13 protein-coding genes and 1 pseudogene are annotated in these 16,158 nt (G+C 74.4%); 8 read left to right on the plus strand and 6 right to left on the minus strand.

The window, feature by feature from the left end:
- Positions 1-60: 60 nt before the first annotated feature.
- The 3 genes from ABD385_RS40450 to ABD385_RS40460 all read right to left on the minus strand — a co-directional run bounded on the left by ABD385_RS40450 (position 61) and on the right by ABD385_RS40460 (position 3,101).
- Complete coding sequence (locus tag ABD385_RS40450) at positions 61-1,002, minus strand: 3-oxoacyl-ACP reductase (protein WP_344585192.1); 942 nt, start codon at positions 1,000-1,002, stop codon at positions 61-63.
- A gap of 62 nt (positions 1,003-1,064) precedes the next feature.
- Positions 1,065-2,141: a Zn-dependent alcohol dehydrogenase gene (locus tag ABD385_RS40455; protein WP_344585194.1), complete on the minus strand. Its 1,077-nt coding sequence runs from the start codon at positions 2,139-2,141 to the stop codon at positions 1,065-1,067.
- Between the two features lie 66 nt (positions 2,142-2,207).
- Entirely contained in the window at positions 2,208-3,101 is an 894-nt protein-coding gene (locus ABD385_RS40460) for a MaoC/PaaZ C-terminal domain-containing protein (RefSeq protein ID WP_344585195.1), read from the minus strand.
- Positions 3,102-3,617: 516 nt separating this feature from the next.
- Between ABD385_RS40460 and ABD385_RS40465 the strand changes: the two genes are divergently transcribed.
- Positions 3,618-4,895, plus strand: a complete 1,278-nt coding sequence (locus ABD385_RS40465; RefSeq protein ID WP_344585197.1) for a sensor histidine kinase — start codon at positions 3,618-3,620, stop codon at positions 4,893-4,895.
- Positions 4,892-5,497 (plus strand): response regulator, encoded by a 606-nt coding sequence (locus tag ABD385_RS40470; protein WP_344585198.1) that lies wholly within the window; start codon positions 4,892-4,894, stop codon positions 5,495-5,497. Before ABD385_RS40465 ends, ABD385_RS40470 begins: the two co-directional genes overlap by 4 nt.
- A 52-nt stretch (positions 5,498-5,549) precedes the next feature.
- Here the strand turns inward: ABD385_RS40470 and ABD385_RS40475 are convergent, their stop codons facing one another.
- The 3 genes from ABD385_RS40475 to ABD385_RS40485 form a co-directional block, all read right to left on the minus strand.
- On the minus strand, positions 5,550-6,995 hold the full coding sequence (locus tag ABD385_RS40475; protein ID WP_344585199.1) for an MFS transporter: 1,446 nt from the start codon (positions 6,993-6,995) through the stop codon (positions 5,550-5,552).
- A gap of 201 nt (positions 6,996-7,196) precedes the next feature.
- On the minus strand, positions 7,197-8,390 hold the full coding sequence (locus tag ABD385_RS40480) for a lipid-transfer protein (RefSeq protein WP_344585200.1): 1,194 nt from the start codon (positions 8,388-8,390) through the stop codon (positions 7,197-7,199).
- Positions 8,391-8,447: 57 nt separating this feature from the next.
- Entirely contained in the window at positions 8,448-10,634 is a 2,187-nt protein-coding gene (locus tag ABD385_RS40485; protein ID WP_344585202.1) for an acyl-CoA dehydrogenase family protein, read from the minus strand.
- 545 nt (positions 10,635-11,179) lie between these two features.
- Here ABD385_RS40485 and ABD385_RS40490 point away from each other — a divergent pair.
- The 6 genes and pseudogenes from ABD385_RS40490 (at position 11,180) to ABD385_RS41555 (ending at position 16,044) form a co-directional block, all read left to right on the plus strand.
- Positions 11,180-11,839 carry a class I SAM-dependent methyltransferase gene (locus tag ABD385_RS40490; RefSeq protein WP_344585204.1) on the plus strand — a complete coding sequence of 220 codons (660 nt, stop codon included), beginning with the start codon at positions 11,180-11,182 and terminating at the stop codon, positions 11,837-11,839.
- Positions 11,840-11,858: 19 nt separating this feature from the next.
- Complete coding sequence (locus ABD385_RS40495) at positions 11,859-12,752, plus strand: N-acetylmuramoyl-L-alanine amidase (protein ID WP_344585205.1); 894 nt, start codon at positions 11,859-11,861, stop codon at positions 12,750-12,752.
- A 191-nt stretch (positions 12,753-12,943) separates the two neighbouring features.
- On the plus strand, positions 12,944-13,771 hold the full coding sequence (locus tag ABD385_RS40500) for a hypothetical protein (RefSeq protein WP_344585206.1): 828 nt from the start codon (positions 12,944-12,946) through the stop codon (positions 13,769-13,771).
- Positions 13,772-13,943: 172 nt separating this feature from the next.
- A complete protein-coding gene (locus ABD385_RS40505; RefSeq protein WP_344585208.1) occupies positions 13,944-14,954 on the plus strand; it encodes an LLM class F420-dependent oxidoreductase in 1,011 nt (336 codons plus the stop codon).
- Positions 14,955-15,316: 362 nt separating this feature from the next.
- Positions 15,317-15,603, plus strand: a pseudogene (locus ABD385_RS41550) (maleylpyruvate isomerase N-terminal domain-containing protein); the annotation flags it as partial.
- Positions 15,604-15,750: 147 nt separating this feature from the next.
- A complete protein-coding gene (locus ABD385_RS41555; RefSeq protein WP_425585592.1) occupies positions 15,751-16,044 on the plus strand; it encodes a hypothetical protein in 294 nt (97 codons plus the stop codon).
- The last annotated feature ends 114 nt before the right edge of the window (positions 16,045-16,158 follow it).

A 16,158-nucleotide genomic window follows, 5' to 3' on the forward strand; every position in this document is an offset into this window, starting at 1 on the left:
CCGCCCGTGGATCGGGCGGCGGCCACGGCCGTTCGTGCGCCGCGCAGGCCGCGGACGCGCTCAGTCGTGCTTGAGGCCCAGCACCTCCGCGGCCGCGAAGGTCTCGTGCGCCGGCCGCTCGGCGTAGTACGGGGTGAGCAGGCCGTCCAGTTCCTCGTAGCTGAAGAGGTCCTTCGCGGTGTCGAACTTCGCGGCGATCCGGGGGCGTTCCGCGATCGCGACCATGCCGCCGTGCACGACCAGCAGTTGGCCGTTGACCCTGGCGGCGGCCGGCGAGGCGAGGTAGCCGACCAGCGGGGCGACGTGTTCGGGCGCGAGCGGGTCGGGCCGGCCGTCGTCGGGGACCTCGAACCCGGCGAAGACATCCTCGGTCATCCGGGTGCGGGCGCGCGGGCAGATGGCGTTGGTGGTCACGCCGTACTTGGCCAGCGCCAGCGCGGTGGAGGTGGTCAGGCCGACGATGCCGCCCTTGGCCGCGGCGTAGTTGGGCTGGCCCGCCGAGCCGGCCAGGAACGCCTCGGAGGAGGTGTTGACGATCCGCCCGAAGACCGGGCCGCCGGTCTCCTTGGAGCGGGCGCGCCAGTGCGCGGCGGCGAAATGGGTGGTGTTGAAGTGGCCTTTGAGGTGGACCCGAATGACCGAGTCCCACTCGTCCTCGGTCATCGAGAACACCATCCGGTCGCGCAGGATGCCCGCGTTGTTGACGAGGACGTCCAGCTGACCGTAGGTGTCGAGGGCCAGTTGGACGAGCGCGCCGGCCTGTTGGTGGTCGGCGACGTCGCCGGTGTGGGCGACGGCCTGGCCGCCGGCCGCGCGGATCTCCTCGGCGACCTGCTCGGCGGGGGCGACCGAGGCGGCGCCCGACCCGTCCCTGCCCGGCTGGCCGAAGTCGTTGACGACGACCCGGGCGCCGAGCCGGGCGAGTTCCAGGGCCTCGGCCCGGCCCAGGCCGCGGCCGGCACCGGTGACGATCGCGGTCCGGCCCTCCAGTGGCTGTGCCATGCGTGTCCTCTCCTGTGCCGTCCGGGTGCGGTCCGCCTGCGGCCCGTCCCGGGGGTCTCCGCTCAGATCTCTATGCAGGTGCGCAGCGCGGCGCCCGAACGCATCTGGTCCAGGGCGTCGTTGATGCCGTCCAGCCGGACGCGGTGGGTGATCAGCCCTTCGAGGTCGATCCGGCCGGCCCGCCACAGGGCGATGGCCCGCTCGTAGGAGCGCAGCACGTCCGCGCCCCCGTAGAGCGACGGCAGGATGCGCTTCTCGTCGAAGAACAGCTCGAACATGTTGACCTGGAAGGTGTCGTCCATCGCGCCGGCGCCGACCACGCAGAGGGTGCCGCCGCGGCGGGTCGCCTCGTAGGCGGTGCGGGCGGTGACGGACTTGCCGACGACCTCGAAGACGTAGTCGAAGCCCTCCCCCGCGGTGATCCGGCCCTTCGCGTCGGCGAGTTCCTCGGGGGCGACGGCCTCGGTGGCGCCGAACCGGAGGGCGGCCTCGCGGCGGGCCGCCACCGGGTCGACGGCGACGATCTGGGCCGCGCCGCAGGCCCGCGCCCCCTGGATGACGGAGATGCCGACGCCGCCGCAGCCAATCACCGCGACCGAGGAACCGGCCTCCACCTGCGCGGTGTTGAAGGCCGCGCCGAGCCCCGTGGTGACCCCGCAGCCGATCAGGGCGGCGATCTCGTACGGGACGTCGTCCGGGATCGGGACGGCGCAGTTGGCGGCGACCACCACCTCCTCGGCGAAGGTGCCGGTCCCGGCGAAGCCGAAGACGTCGCCGCCGGGGCGTTTGAAGTTGGGGGTGCCCGCGTTCATGAATCCGGCCAGGCACAGGTGCGTCTGGCCGCGCTTGCAGGACGGGCAGCTGCCGCAGGCCGGCAGCCAGCACATCAGGACCCGGTCGCCGGCCTTCAGGCCGGTGACCCCGTCGCCGACGTCCAGGACCTCACCGGCCCCCTCGTGCCCGGGGACGAACGGCGCGGGCTGCGGCAGCACCCCGCTCATCGCGGAGAGGTCGGAGTGGCACAGTCCGGTGGCCCGGATCCTGATCCTGACCCGGCCCGGGCCGAACCCCACCGCCTCGACGTCGTCGAGCACCTCCAGCTTGTCCCGTCCCGTCTCGTGCTGTACGGCTGCGCGCATCCGAGCGGCTCCTCTCGTACGTACGACATTGCGGTGGGTCCGGCCGTGCTCCGCCGCGCCCCTGCCCTAGCTGTGCTCGACCACCGTGTCCGCCAGCACCGGTGCGTCGTCCCGCTCGGCCGCGGTGACCGAGACCCGGACGCGGCCGCCGCTGCCGGACTCCGCCGGCTCCCGCCACAGTCGGATCCGCAGCGTCTCGCCCGGGAACACCACCCCGGCGAACCGCGTCCCGTACGACCGCACGCGCGAGACGTCGCCGTCCAGCACGGTGTCCACGACGGCCTTGAGGGTCACGCCGTAGGAGCACAGGCCGTGCAGGATCGGCCGGTCGAACCCGGCGAGCGCGGCGAACTCCGGGTCGGCGTGCAGCGGGTTCCAGTCGCCGGAGAGGCGGTAGAGCAGCGCCTGGTCGGCGCGGACCAGGCGCTCGGTGGTCAGGTCGGGCGCCCGGTCGGGCAGTTCGCCGCGGACCGAGGGGCCGCGCTCGCCGCCGAAGCCGCCCTCGCCGCGGACGAAGATCTGGGTGTCGCAGGTCCACAACGGCCCGTCGTCGTCGGCCACTTCGGAGCGCAGCACGATGACCGCCGCCTTGCCCTTGTCGTAGACGGCCGGGACGGTGGAGGTCTGGGTGGCGCGGCCGCGCACGGGCAGGGCGCGGTGCACGGTGACGGTCTGCCCGCCGTGCAGGACGGCGGCCAGGTCGACCTCGATGCCGGGGGCGGAGAGCCCGCCGGCCAGTGCCATTCCGCCGCCGGCGACGGTGGCGAAGCTGGGGAGCACGTGCAGCGCGCTCTCCAGGGTGTAGCGGAGTTCGTCGGGGTCCGTGGCGGCCTGCGGTTTCTCCGCGGTGGCGGCGCCGGCGCCGATGCCGAGGTGGTAGAGCTGGACGTCCTTGTGGTCCCAGGCGAGTTCGGTGGTCCGCGGCTCGGCGGAGGTGGCCTTGGCGGCGTCGATGGGCATGGGGGTGCTGCGCTCCTTCACCACGGTGTGAGACCCCGGCCCGACCGTCCGCACCGTCGGCCGCGCCGGGGTCGTCTCGGATCGGCGGGCCCGCGCTCCGGGAGGTGGTGCGCCGGGGCCCGACGCACCCACACTTCTAGAACGCGTTCTAGCCGATGGCAGTCATGTATAGCCGATGCGGGCCGCACCCGGAAGACCCCTGACGGTATGTCAGATATCGGTGGCGCCGTGGCCGGGTCACGCCGCCCGGCCGGCCGGCCCGTGACATTTGTCAGTGCGGTTCCCGCACATTCGCACCTGCCGCCCGACCCCGCCCGCTCCGTAATCTCAGGAGCGACACGGCGGCGGGCGGCGCCGCGACGCACCGGGGCCGACGACGGTGGCGGTGCCGGTCGCCCGGCTGGCAGTCTTCGGCGGTCACGCGGTGTACGCGGACCACCGGGCGGCACGGACGCCGTGACCGGCGGCCCGAGGAACGGCACGGCGGATGGCGCACGGCACGAGGCGAGGAACGACATGCGACTGGTACGTCGAGGGCAGGACGACGGGGGCGAGGACCCCGACGGCGGAGCGGGGCCGCCCTGCCGCGGGCCGGCACGGCCCGCCGAACGGGAGGAGAAGGGCCCCGGCCGGTACGCCTTCCTGCCCTGGCTGCTGATGGGGCTGGGCGCGTTCTCCAACGTCATCCAGGGCAGGTCCGGCAACCCCTGGCTGGCCGGCGTCGGCCTCCTCGCCTTCAACTCCCTCTACATCACGGTCGTCTTCTCCGCCTTCAACCCCCACCGGCGCGACACCCGCTACCCGCTCTACGCGCTGGCCGCGCTGAGCGCCGTCACCTTCGCCATCGCGCTGGGCTTCGGCGGCGAGTGGTTCCTGTTCTTCCCGCTGCTGTCGCTGGCCTCCGGCACGGTGCGGGCGCTGCGCGGCAAGGCGCTCGGGATCTGGCTGATCGCGCTCAGCGGCACGGCCGGGTTCCTGTCCGGCTGGTGGGACGACGACGCCTGGAACGCGTTCAGCATCGGCTACGGCACGTTCCTGTCCGGGATGGTGACGGCCACCGTCCTCAGCCTCTTCGACACCATCCACGAGCTGCGCGCCACCCGCCAGGAACTGGCCCGCAGCGCCGTGGAGAAGGAACGGCTGCGGTTCTCCCGCGACCTGCACGACCTGCTGGGCCACACGCTGTCCGTGGTGGTGGTGAAGGCCGAGGCGGTCCGCCGGCTGGCGCCCCGCAACCTCGACGCGGCGCTGGCCCAGGCCGCCGACATCGAAGCGGTGGGCCGGCAGGCGCTGACCGAGATCCGCGAGGCGGTCAGCGGCTACCGCGAGGGCAGCCTGGCGACCGAGCTGGACCGGGCCCGTTCGGCGCTGGACGGCGCCGGCATCGAGCCGGTGGTGCGACGCGCCGGGCCGCCGCTGCCCCCGCAGGCCGAGGCGCTGCTGGGCTGGGTGGTCCGCGAGGGCGTCACCAACGCCGTCCGGCACAGCGGCGCCACCCGCTGCGAGATCGAGGTGCACGTGGACGACGACCGGGCCCGGCTGACGATCACGGACGACGGCTGCCGTCCCGTAAGCTCCGGTGCGTCCGACGCGGGCGCGGGCCCGGGGGCCGCACCGCCCGGCGCCACCCCCGGACCGGCGGGCGGCACGGGCCTGAAGGGGCTGACCGAACGACTGGCCGCGGCGGGCGGCACGCTGCGCAGCGGCCCCGACGGCCGGCGTGGTTTCCGCGTCACCGCCGAACTTCCGGTGGACGCGGCCGATCTGGCGAACACGGAGGAGTGGGCCCGGTGATCAGGCTCCTGCTGGCCGAGGACCAGCGGATGATGATGGGCGCGCTGGCGCTGCTGCTCGGCCTGGAGGACGACATGGAGGTGGTGGCCCAGGTCCCGGCCGGCGACGAGATCGTCGCGGCGGCCCTGGAGACCCGTCCGGACGTCGCACTCCTGGACATCGAACTCCCCGGCCGCAGCGGCCTGGACGCCGCCGCCGACCTGCGCGACCAACTGCCGTCGTGCAAGGTGCTGATCGTGACGACGTTCGGGCGGCCGGGCTACCTGCGCCGCGCCATGGAGGCCGGGGCGTCCGGCTTCCTGGTGAAGGACGGGCCGGTGGAGGACCTGGCGGCGGCGATCCGCCGGGTGCTGGCCGGTGAGCGGGTGATCGACCCCGGGTTGGCCGCCGCGGCGCTGAGCGCCGGCCCCAACCCGCTGACCCAGCGCGAGCGCGACGTGCTGACCGCCGCGGTGGACGGCGCGACGGTCGCCGACATCGCCGCCAAGCTGCACCTGTCGCAGGCCACCGTCCGCAACTACCTCTCGGCCGCCATCGGCAAGACCGGCACCCGCAACCGCATCGAGGCGGTGCGGGCGGCCCGCCGCAACGGCTGGCTGTAGCGCGGGCCGCCGGGCCGCGGTCGGCCGTGGCCGCGGCCGGCCGTAGACGCGGTCAGCCGTGGACGAGGTCCGTCCGGCGGCGCGGCAGGGCCAGCACCATCAGCGCGATGCTGGCGGCCAGCACCGCCGCGCCCACCAGGAAGGCCGTGCCGTAGCCGTCGGCCAGGGCCGTCCGGCCGTGCCCCGCGGCGATCTGGGAGGCCGCGACGGTGGAGAGCACCGACAGGCCCAGCGCGCCGCCCATCTGCCGCGAGGTGTTGATCAGGCCGGACACCAGGCCCTGGTCGGCCGGGTCGGCGCCGGAGGTGGCGATGGCGGCGACCGGCGTCGCGGTCAGCCCGGCGCCCAGCGCCATCAGGACGCCGGGTCCGAGGATCGTCCCCACGTAGGTGCCGTCCACCGTCAGCAGGCTCTGCCAGCCCATGCCGGCCAGCGAGACCACCGCACCGCTGATCGCCAGCGTCTTGGCGCCGAGCCGGTTCATCAGCCGGGGCGCGAGCTTCGAGCCCAGCACGATGGACAGCGAGTGCGGGAGGAAGGAGAGGCCGGCCTGGAGCGGCGTGTAGGAGAGGACGTTCTGCATGTAGAGCGACAGGAAGTACCACATGGAGAACATCGCGGCGCCGGACAGCACCATCGCGGCGTTGGCCGAGGAGACCGACCGCAGGCGGAACAGCGTCAGCGGCATCAGCGGGGCCTTGGTGCGCGCCTCCACGACGACGAAGGCCGCGACCACCACCAGCCCGGCGGCCAGCGGCAGCAGCGCGGCCGGCGCCCCCCAGCCGTGCGTCTCGGTCTGCACGATGCCGTACGCGACGAGCCCGAGCCCGCCGGTGACCAGCAGCGCACCGGGCACGTCCAGCCGGCGCACGGCGCCCTGCCGGCTCTCGGCGAGCCACAGCGCGGCTCCGGTCAGCACCAGCGCGCCCACCGGCACGTTGATCAGCAACACCCAGCGCCACGACAGGTATTCGGTGAGCACCCCGCCGACCAGGCCGCCCACCGCGCCGCCGCCCGCGCCCACCGCCGTCCACGTCGCAATGGCCCGGGTGCGGGCCGGCCCGGTCGGGAACGACGTGGTCAAGATGGTGAGGGTGGCCGGGGAGAGCACCGCGGCGCCCACGCCCTGGATGGTGCGGGCGGCGATCAGTTGCCAGGGCTGCTGGGCGAGCCCGCCGGCCGCGCTCGCGACGGTGAACAGCGCCAGCCCGATGACGAAGATCCGCTTGCGGCCGAAGAGGTCCGCGGCGCGGCCGCCGAGCAGCATGAAGCCGGCGAACGTGATCACGTAGGCGTTGACGATCCACTGCAGGCCCAGCTCGGACAGGCCCAGTCCGGAGCGCATGGCGGGCAGCGCCACGTTCACGACGGAGACGTCCAGCACGACCAGGAACTGTCCGGCGCAGACCAGCAGCATCACCAGCCAGGCCGGCGCGGCCGTCCGGCGCGCGGACGCGGACAGCGTGGAGGGGGTGGCTATCGGGGGCATGCGGACCATGCTCGCACCGCACGCTCGCCCCCCGCATCGGGATATCGGTGCATCTGGCAACCGCTCGGGTCCTAGGACGAAGGACGTAGGACGGGGCGGGGCGTGGGGGCGGGCCGTAAGGGGTGGGGGCGGTGGTCCCCTAGGGGTCACGCGGGCCCCCGGGGAACCAACTACCCGCGCAATGCGAAGAGTTAACGCGGACTCCGTCCCTCACTTCCGCAGCAGCGTCACCACCGCCGCGCCGCCCAGGCCGATGTTGTGGGCGAGGCCGACGCGGGCGCCGGGGACCTGGCGGTCACCGGCCGTGCCGCGGAGCTGCCAGACCAGCTCGGCCGCCTGCGCCAGGCCGGTGGCGCCGAGCGGATGCCCCTTGGAGATCAGGCCGCCCGACGGGTTGACCACCCAGCGCCCGCCGTACGTCGTGGCGCCCTCGGCGACGAGCTTGCCCGACTCCCCCACCGGGCACATCCCCAGCGCCTCGTAGGTCAGCAGCTCGTTGATCGAGAAGCAGTCGTGTAGTTCGATCACGTCGACGTCCTCGATGCCCAGGCCGCTCGCCTCGTAGACCTGGTGGGCCGCGGCCCGGCTCATCGGTGCGCCGACGACGTCGATGCAGGACCCCGAGGCGAAGCTCTCCTCGGTGTCCGTGGTCATGGCCTGTCCGGCGATCTCCACGGCGCGGTCCGCCAGGCCGTGCGCGCGGACGAAGCGTTCGGAGACCACCACCGCCGCCGCGGCCCCGTCGGACGTCGGCGAGCACTGGAGCTTGGTGAGCGGACGGTGCACGGTGCGGGCGGCGAGGACCTCCTCGACCGTGTGGACGTCCCGGAACTGCGCGTACGGATTGTGCGCGGAGTGCCGGTGGTTCTTGGCGCCGACCATGGCGAGCTGCTCGGCGGTCGTGCCGTGCCGCGCCATGTGCTCGCGGGCCGCGTTGCCGAAGATCTGGGCGGTGGGCGGGGTCATCTCGAAGCCGTGCGCCGCGGCCATCACGCCGTAGTGGCGGGCGACCGGCGAGGACGCGAAGTCGCCGCCGTCCGCGCCGGCGCCGAGCGCACCGCGCTTCATCTTCTCGAAGCCCAGCGCCAGGACGCAGTCGTTGAGGCCCGACGCGACGAACTGGCGGGCCAGCATCAGCGCGGTGGAGCCGGTGGCGCAGTTGTTGTTGACGTTGTAGACGGGGACGCCGGTGAGGCCCAGTTCGTAGACGGCGCGCTGGCCGGCCGTGGACGCCTGGTAGCAGTAGCCGACCGGCACCTGCTCGACGGCGTCGTAGCCGATCCCGGCGTCGGCGAGGGCCGCGCCGCCCGCCTCCTTCGCCATGTCCCAGTACTGCCAATCGCGGGTCTCCGGCTTCTCGAACCGGGTCATCCCGACGCCGATGATGTACGCCGTGCCGGCCATGCGGATCCTCCTGGGGCCAGGTGACGGGCGGATGCGGGGCGGAGCGGGGAGCGGGGGTCAGATGAGGGGGCGGGGTTCCGGGTCGCGGGGCAGGCCGAGGAGCCGTTCCGCGACGACGTTCAGCTGCACCTGGGTGGTGCCGCCGGCGATGGTCAGGCAGCGCGACATCAAAAAGCCGTGCAGGGCCCGCTCCCCGGGGCCCTCGCGGACCGCGCCGGCCGGGCCGAGCAGTTCCAGGGCCAGGTCGGCGAGCTTCTGTTGGTGCGCGGTCTGCACCAGCTTGCGGATGCTGGCGCCGGCGCCGGGTTCCTCGCCCGCCACCTGCTGGAGCGTGGTGCGCAGGCCGATGCAGCCGAGCGCGTGCGCCTCGGCGAGCAGCGCGCCGACCCGGGCGTGGACGGCTCCGTCCAGTTCGGCGGAGCGGCCCAGCAGGGCCTCCAGGCCGGTGTCGAAGGTCATCTGGTCGGCCATGTGGACGCGTTCGTTGCCGAGGGTGGTGCGGGCCACCCGCCAGCCGTCGTCGACGGCCCCGACCACCGCGTCCGCCGGGAGCAGCACGTCGTCGAAGTAGACCTCGCTGAAGAGCGCGTCGCCGGTGATCTCCTTCAGGGGGCGGACGTCGATGCCCGGGGTCGACATGTCGATGACGAAGAAGGTCAGGCCGCGGTGCTTGGGCGCGTCCGGGTCGGTGCGGGCCAGCAGGATGCCGTGGTCGGCCGTCCGGGCCGCGGACGTCCACACCTTCTGGCCGTTGATCCGCCAGCCGCCGTCCGCCGTCCGCTCGGCGCGGGTGCGCAGCGACGCCAGGTCCGAGCCGGCCTCCGGTTCGGAGAACAGTTGGCACCAGGACACGTCGCCGCGGAGGGTCGGCGGCAGGTAGTGCTCCTGTTGGGCGGTGGTGCCGTGGGCGAGGAGCGCCGGCACCACCCAGGTGGCGATGCCCAGTTCGGCGGTCCGGACGCCGGCGGCGGCCATCTCCTGCTGGATGGCGAGCTGTTCGAGGGGGCCGGCGCCCCGTCCGTAGGGGGCGGGCAGGTGGGGTGCGGCGTAGCCGGTGGGGGCCAGTGCGCGGCGGGCGGCGGCGGGGTCCAGGCCGCGGGCGGCGTCGACGGCGGTGCGCGCCCGGTCGCGGAACTCGGCCGCGCCGGCGGGGAGTTCCAGCTGGAGTTCGCGGCGGGCGCCGGCCGTGGCGTGCCGGGCGGCGCGCAGCCGGTGGGTGTCGCCGCCGCCGAGCAGTTGGCGGGCGGTGACGGCGCGGCGCAGGTGCAGGTGGGCGTCGTGCTCCCAGGTGAACCCGATGCCGCCGAGGATCTGGATGCAGTCCTTGGCGCAGTCGGCGGCGGCGTCCAGGGCGGTGGCGGTGGCCAGCGCGGCGACCAGGCCGCGCACCTCGGGCGGTGCGTCGACGGCCCGGGCCGCGTCCCAGACCAGGGCGCGGGCCTTCTCGCAGCGCACGAGCATCTCGGCGCAGAGGTGCTTGACGCCCTGGAACTGGCCGATCGGGCGCCCGAACTGTTCGCGGACCGCGGCGTGCGCGGCGGCGGTGTGCAGCGCCCAGGCTGCGGTGCCGCAGCCCTCCGCGGCGAGGAGCACCCCGGCGAGGTCGCGGACCAGGGCGCCGTCGACGGCCAGGCGCCGGTCGGCGGGGACGGTCGCGCCGTCCGCGCGGACCTCGGCAGTCGGCCGGGTCGGGTCGGCGCTCTCCTGGACGCGGACGGTGAGCGCGGCGGCGTCCACCGCCAGCCACACCGTCCCGGTGGCCGCTTCCGCGGCGAGCACGATCAGGTCGGCGTCGCCGCCGGCCAGGACGGGCGGCGCGGCGCCGTCGAGGAGGTAGCCGTCGGCACCCTCCACCGCGCTGAGCGAGCCGCTGCCGAGGGCGACGGCGGCGATCCGTTCGCCGGTGGCCAGCGCCCGGACCAGCGCGCGGGGGGCGCCGCCGCGGTGCAGCAGGGCGGCGGCGAGGGCGGTGGGCAGGTAGGGGCCGGGGAGAGCGGCGCGGCCGCACTCCTCCAGCACGACGGCGAGGTCGAGCAGGTCGCCGTCGCCCCCGCCGGCGGCCGCCGGCAGGTGGAGGCCGAGCAGCCCCTGTTCGGCGAGCCCGTCCCAGTGGGCGGGGCGGCCGGTCCGGGCGGCCGGGGCGTCGAGCAGTTTGCGCACGTCTTCGGGCGGTACGGCGCGCGCGGCCCAGCCACGCGTCGCCTCCGCGAGGTCACGATGGTCCTGCGTGATTCCGATGCCCATGGCGGGCAGAGTAGAACACGTTCCAATCTGACGGAAGGTCAGGAGCGGAGGGAAACGGTCGCCCGCCGGGCGGGGAACCGTCGCCCTTCGGCGGGAAACGATCGGCCCCGTGCGGGAAACGGCCCGGTGAATTCCGAGCGGGCGGACGTTCGCCATTTCGGCCGCGGATCCGCCGGCGGTTTATCGACCGGCCTTTCCCCGCGCGTATTCCGGGCGGTTCGGTGCGCGGCGCTGCGAAGCGGGCGCGCCGCCCCGCGTTCCGAGGGAGCGGAATCGACGCATTCCCGGATGTCGGGAACGGCCGTCCGGTAACCGGAAGCGGCACGGCGCGGGAGAGAAACGGAAGAAGAAGGGGACGGCGGAGGGGCTCGCGCCGCAGGCCGGGCGGGAGACGGCCGACCCCCGTTCCGCTCCCGCACGCTCCGTACGGCACGATCCATAGCGCACGCCCCGTACGCCCCGCGGGCCCGTCCGGCCCGCCCGGCCGGCACCCCGCCGACCCCGACCGCCGCCGCAGCCCGGCCGCACCCACCAGGAGGACGCCCATGACCGCCCCCACGGCCCCGACCCCGCTCCGGCCGGAGATCCTCGCCGCGTTCGAGGCGGCGAAGGGCTTCATGCCGGTGGACGAGGGGCTCGCCCTGTACGCCGCGGCCACCGAGGCGGCCGCGCTCGGGCTGCCGCTGGTGGAGATCGGCACGTACTGCGGCCGTTCCACGCTGCTACTCGCCGAGGCGGCCCGCGCCGCCGGGGTGACGGCCGTCACCGTGGACCACCACCGGGGCAGCGAGGAGCAGCAGCCCGGCTGGGAGTACCACGACCCGGAGGTCGTCGATCCGGTCGTCGGCCGGATGGACACCCTGCCGACCTTCCGCCGCACCCTGCACGCCGCGGGCCTGGAGGACCGGGTGATCGCCCTGGTGGGCCGTTCGCCGCAGGCCGCGGCGGTCTGGCAGGCGCCGGCCGGCCTGGTCTTCATCGACGGCGGGCACACCGAGGCGCACGCCACCGCCGACTACGAGGGCTGGGCCCCGCACGTGGCGGACGGCGGGCTGCTGGTGGTCCACGACGTGTTCCCGGACCCGGCGGACGGCGGCCAGGCCCCGTACCGGATCTACTGCCGGGCCCTGGCGTCCGGCGCGTTCACCGAGGTCGGCGCGCACCGTTCGCTGCGCGTCCTGCGGCGCACCGGGGCCGGAATCTGAGCAGGCTACGATCGCGCAGGTGTCGAACGGCAGTACTTTCCCCCCGCCCCGCCGCTCGCGCGGCATCCTCCTGATCCTGGTGGCCGTGGTGATGGCCGTCGGGGTCGGCGGCTGGCTGGTGTGGCGGTCGCCGGGTGGCGGCCCCGCCCCCGCCGGCGCCGCCGCGTCCGGGTCACCAACCGACCGCGGCAGCGCCCCCACGGACGGCACGGGCGGCCCGGCACCCACCGACGGCGCGCACCGCCTCCAGGGCCGGACCGTGCTGCTCGACCCCGGTCACAACCCGCACAACCGCGACCACACGGAACGGATCGCCCGGCTCGTGGACATCGGCAACGAGCGCAAGGAGTGCGACACCACCGGCACCGCCACCAACGGGGGCTACGCCGAGGCGGAGTTCACCCTGGACGTCGTCCGGCGGGCCCGGGCGCTGCTGAAGGCGGAGGGCGCCAAGGTCGTGCTCACCCAGGACGGCGACCGGCCGTACGGGCCGTGCGTGAACGAGCGGGCCGCGGCGGGCAACGAGGTGCACGCCGATGCCGCGCTCTCGGTCCACGCCGACGGGTCGGACCCCGGCAACCGCGGCTTCCACGTGATCCTGCCGGCGCCGGTGAGCGCCGGGGCGGCCGACACGTCGGCCATCGTCGGGCCGTCGCGGCAGCTGGGCGAGCGCCTGGCCGACCGTTTCGCGGCGGCGACCGGAAGCGCCCGCTCCAATTACGTCGGTCACGGCACCGGGCTGGACGTCCGCTCCGATCTCGGCGGACTGAACCTCTCCACGGTGCCGAAGGTCTTCATCGAGTGCGGCAATATGCGCGACCCGAAGGACGCCGCGCAATTGACCGACGCCCAGTGGCGGGAAAAGGCGGCGCGCGGGATCACGGAGGGCATTACGGACTTCTTGGCGCGTTGAACGGATTTTCGAACCAGCCGAACGGACTTCCGTCCGCGGGCCGCACCGTTACCTGGAGCGGCCCACAGGATTCGACGATAGGTTCCCTTTACGATGGGGGGCCATCGCCGTGCCTCGCACCGCGCGCCAGCGACACCGTCGACGCCCGCACGAAGTCGACCAGGAACACGAAACCGACAAAGGACCTTTACGTGAACATCCGCTCCCTCAGTCGAGGCGACGGCGTGGTGATCGGAGCAGCGGTGCTGCTGTTGATCGCCTCGTTCCTCAACCTCTCCTCGTACGGCAGCGCCAACGCCTGGCAATCGCTGGCGCTGCTGATGAGCGTCTACCTGGCCGGCGTCATCGCGGCCGCGCTGATCGTCACGGCGCGGGCGCTGCCGCAGCCGCGCAAGGTCGCCGGACTGGAGCTCGGGCAGTTCGGCGTGGCGCTGTCCGTGTTCGCCGCCTGGACCGCGTTCTGGGCCATCCTCGGCAGTGGCGGTGCGGGCGTCGGCCTGATCATCGGCCTGATCGCCGCGCTGGCGCAGGCCGGCGCCGCGGTGGCCACCCCACTCGTCCCGGCACTGAAGGTCGCCCTGATCGGCGAGGCCCGCCCGCAGGTCGCCCACCCGTACGGCACCGCCGGCGGCGGCACCCAGGGCTACGGCTACCCGGGCGCGCAGCAGCAGGGCGGCTACGGCTACCCGGGCGGACCGCAGCAGCCCGGCGGTGCGCAGCAGCCCGGTCAGGGCTACGGCGGCCCGCCGGCGCCGGCAGCCGACTCCGGTGCCACGGCCGGCGGGGCGGCGGGGGCCACCGCCGCGGCCGGCAGCCCGGCGGACTTCTCGCCGTTCTGGTTCGCGGTGCCGGTGGCCCGTCCGCTGTACGGCGAGGAGGGTTCGCCGGCGCCGATCGCCGAACTGGCGCCCGGCACCTGGTACCTCGCCGTGGAGCAGCGCGGCGCCGCGTTGATCGCGCAGACCCAGGACGGTCGGCGCGGCATCCTCCAGGACACCACCGGCATCCAGCGCGGCTGACGCCGCCGCCCCCCGCGCTCCCGTCGCGGCCCCCGGGCCGGTCCGGCCCCTCGCCCTCCCGGGCGGGGGGCCGTTGCCATGTCCGCGACGGACCCGTACAGTGCGCGCGGACGGCGAACTGACGATCACTCAACCCTGGACGGCAACCGGTCGTCGACGGAGGGGCGGAGCCATGCGACTCGGTCTGGCACTCGGCTACTGGGGCCGCGGCCCCGACCCCCGGCACCTCGAACTCGCCCGCGAGGCCGAGCGACTGGGCTACGACTCGGTGTGGACCGCGGAGGCCTGGGGCTCCGACGCGTTCACCGCACTCACCTGGATCGCGGCGCACACCTCCCGCATCAAACTGGGCACCGGCATCGCCCAGATGGCCGCCCGCACCGCCACCGCCACCGCGATGCACGCCCTCACCCTCGACCACCTCTCCGGCGGCCGGCTGCTGCTGGGCCTGGGACTGTCCGGGCCGCAGGTCGTCGAGGGCTGGTACGGCCGGCCGTTCCCCAAGAGCCCACTGACGGCCACCCGGGAGTACGTGGCCGCCATCCGCCAAGTCCTGGCCCGCGAAGCCCCGGTGACGGTCGACGGCCGCTTCCACCCGCTGCCCTACCAGGGGCCGGACGGCACCGGCCTCGGCAAGCCGCTGAAGCCCATCACCCATCCCCTACGGGCCGACCTCCCCATCCTGCTGGGCGCTGAGGGCCCCCGGAACGTCGCCCAGACCACCCGCATCGCGGACGGCTGGCTACCGCTGTACTGGTCGCCCACCCGCCCCGAGGTCTACCGCGAACCGCTCGCCGACGCCCCCGACGGCTTCCTGATCGCCCCCATGGCACGCGCCGTGGTCTGCGACGACGTGGCCGAAGGACTCCTGCCGGTCAAGGCGATGCTCGGCTTCTACATCGGCGGCATGGGCCACGCCGCGAAGAACTTCCACGCCGACCTGATGGCCCGGATGGGATTCGCCGACGAGGCCCGGCGGGTCCAACGCCTCTTCCTCGAAGGCCGCAAGGAAGAAGCCGTGCGCGCCGTTCCGGACGCCTTCGCCGACGAGATCTCCCTGGTCGGGCCCCGCGAACGGATCGCCGAACGCCTGGAGTTGTGGCGCGCCGGACCGGTCACCGACCTACTGGTGACCGCTCGCGACCCCCAGACGCTGCGGGTGTTGGCGGAGCTCAACGCCTAGGCGCTGCGCGGGGCTTGTCGTACGTTGTCGGCTGTTCCGCCGTGGGGGTTTCGCTGTTGCGCCTGCGGCGCGTTGCCGCTGCGCGGGGCTTGTTGGGGTGCGGTGTCGGGTTGGCGGGTGGTGGGGTGCCCGGACTGCTGCGCTTTACGTCCGGGCACCCCACCACCCGCCAACCCGACACCTCCCGTGGGTGGGTAGGTGGGGAAAGACGGGTGGGTGCGGGTCTCGGGGTGGGCTCGGGCAGTAGCGTGCGAGCATGAGTCGCAACGAACCGCTCGCGCGTCCGGCCGTCGTTCTCCGGGGGGCCTTCGAGCACGCTCAGTACTGAGGAACTCCTCGCCGAGGGCGAGCGGTTCCGTGCCGTGCTGGGCGGCGCCGACCTCGGCGCGAAGGTGCCCAGCTGTCCCGGGTGGACGCTGGCCGACCTCGCCCGCCACCTCGGTGGGGCACACCGCTGGGCCGGGGCGCTGGTCACCAGCCGCGCCCCGGGCCGATCGACGAGGCCGCCGTCCCCGGGGGCGCCGGGCCCGACGACGACACGCCCCAGGCGCTCGACGCCTGGCTGGCCGAGGGCACCGAACGCACCGTGGCGGCGCTGCGCGAGGCCGGCCCGGACACCGCCGTCTGGTCCTGGTCGACCGACCACCGGGCCGGTTTCTGGGCCCGCCGGATGGTCTTCGAGACGGTGGTCCACCGCGCCGACGCCGCCCTCACCACGGGCGCCGGCTACGAGGTCCGGCCGGAATTCGCCGCCGACGCCGTCGAGGAGTGGCTCCAACTGTGCGCGCTGCCGGTGATGGCCGAACGGTGGGCGGCGCGCGCCGACGGACTGTTCGGCCCCGGCCGCACCCTGCACCTGCACGCCACCGACGCCCCGCCCGCCCTGCATGCCGAGTGGATCCTGGACCTGACCGGCGACCGCCTCACGCACCGCCGCGCCCACGAGAAGGCCACGACCGCCCTCCGGGCCCCGCTCACCGACCTCCTGCTCACCCTCTACGGCCGCCGCTCCCCCACCGACGACCGCATCGAACTCCTGGGCGACCCCGCCCTCTTCGCCCACTGGCTGACCTACGCCTCATTCGTCTGACACGCTCCCCCCTTTTCTTTCCCACCCACCCACGGGAGGTGCCGGGTTGGCGGGTGGTGGGGTGCCCGGACGTAAAGCGCAGCAGTCCGGGCACCCCACCACCCGCCAACCCGG

It is taken from the genome of Streptomyces lunalinharesii, assembly GCF_039532155.1.
Classification (GTDB): domain Bacteria; phylum Actinomycetota; class Actinomycetes; order Streptomycetales; family Streptomycetaceae; genus Streptomyces; species Streptomyces lunalinharesii.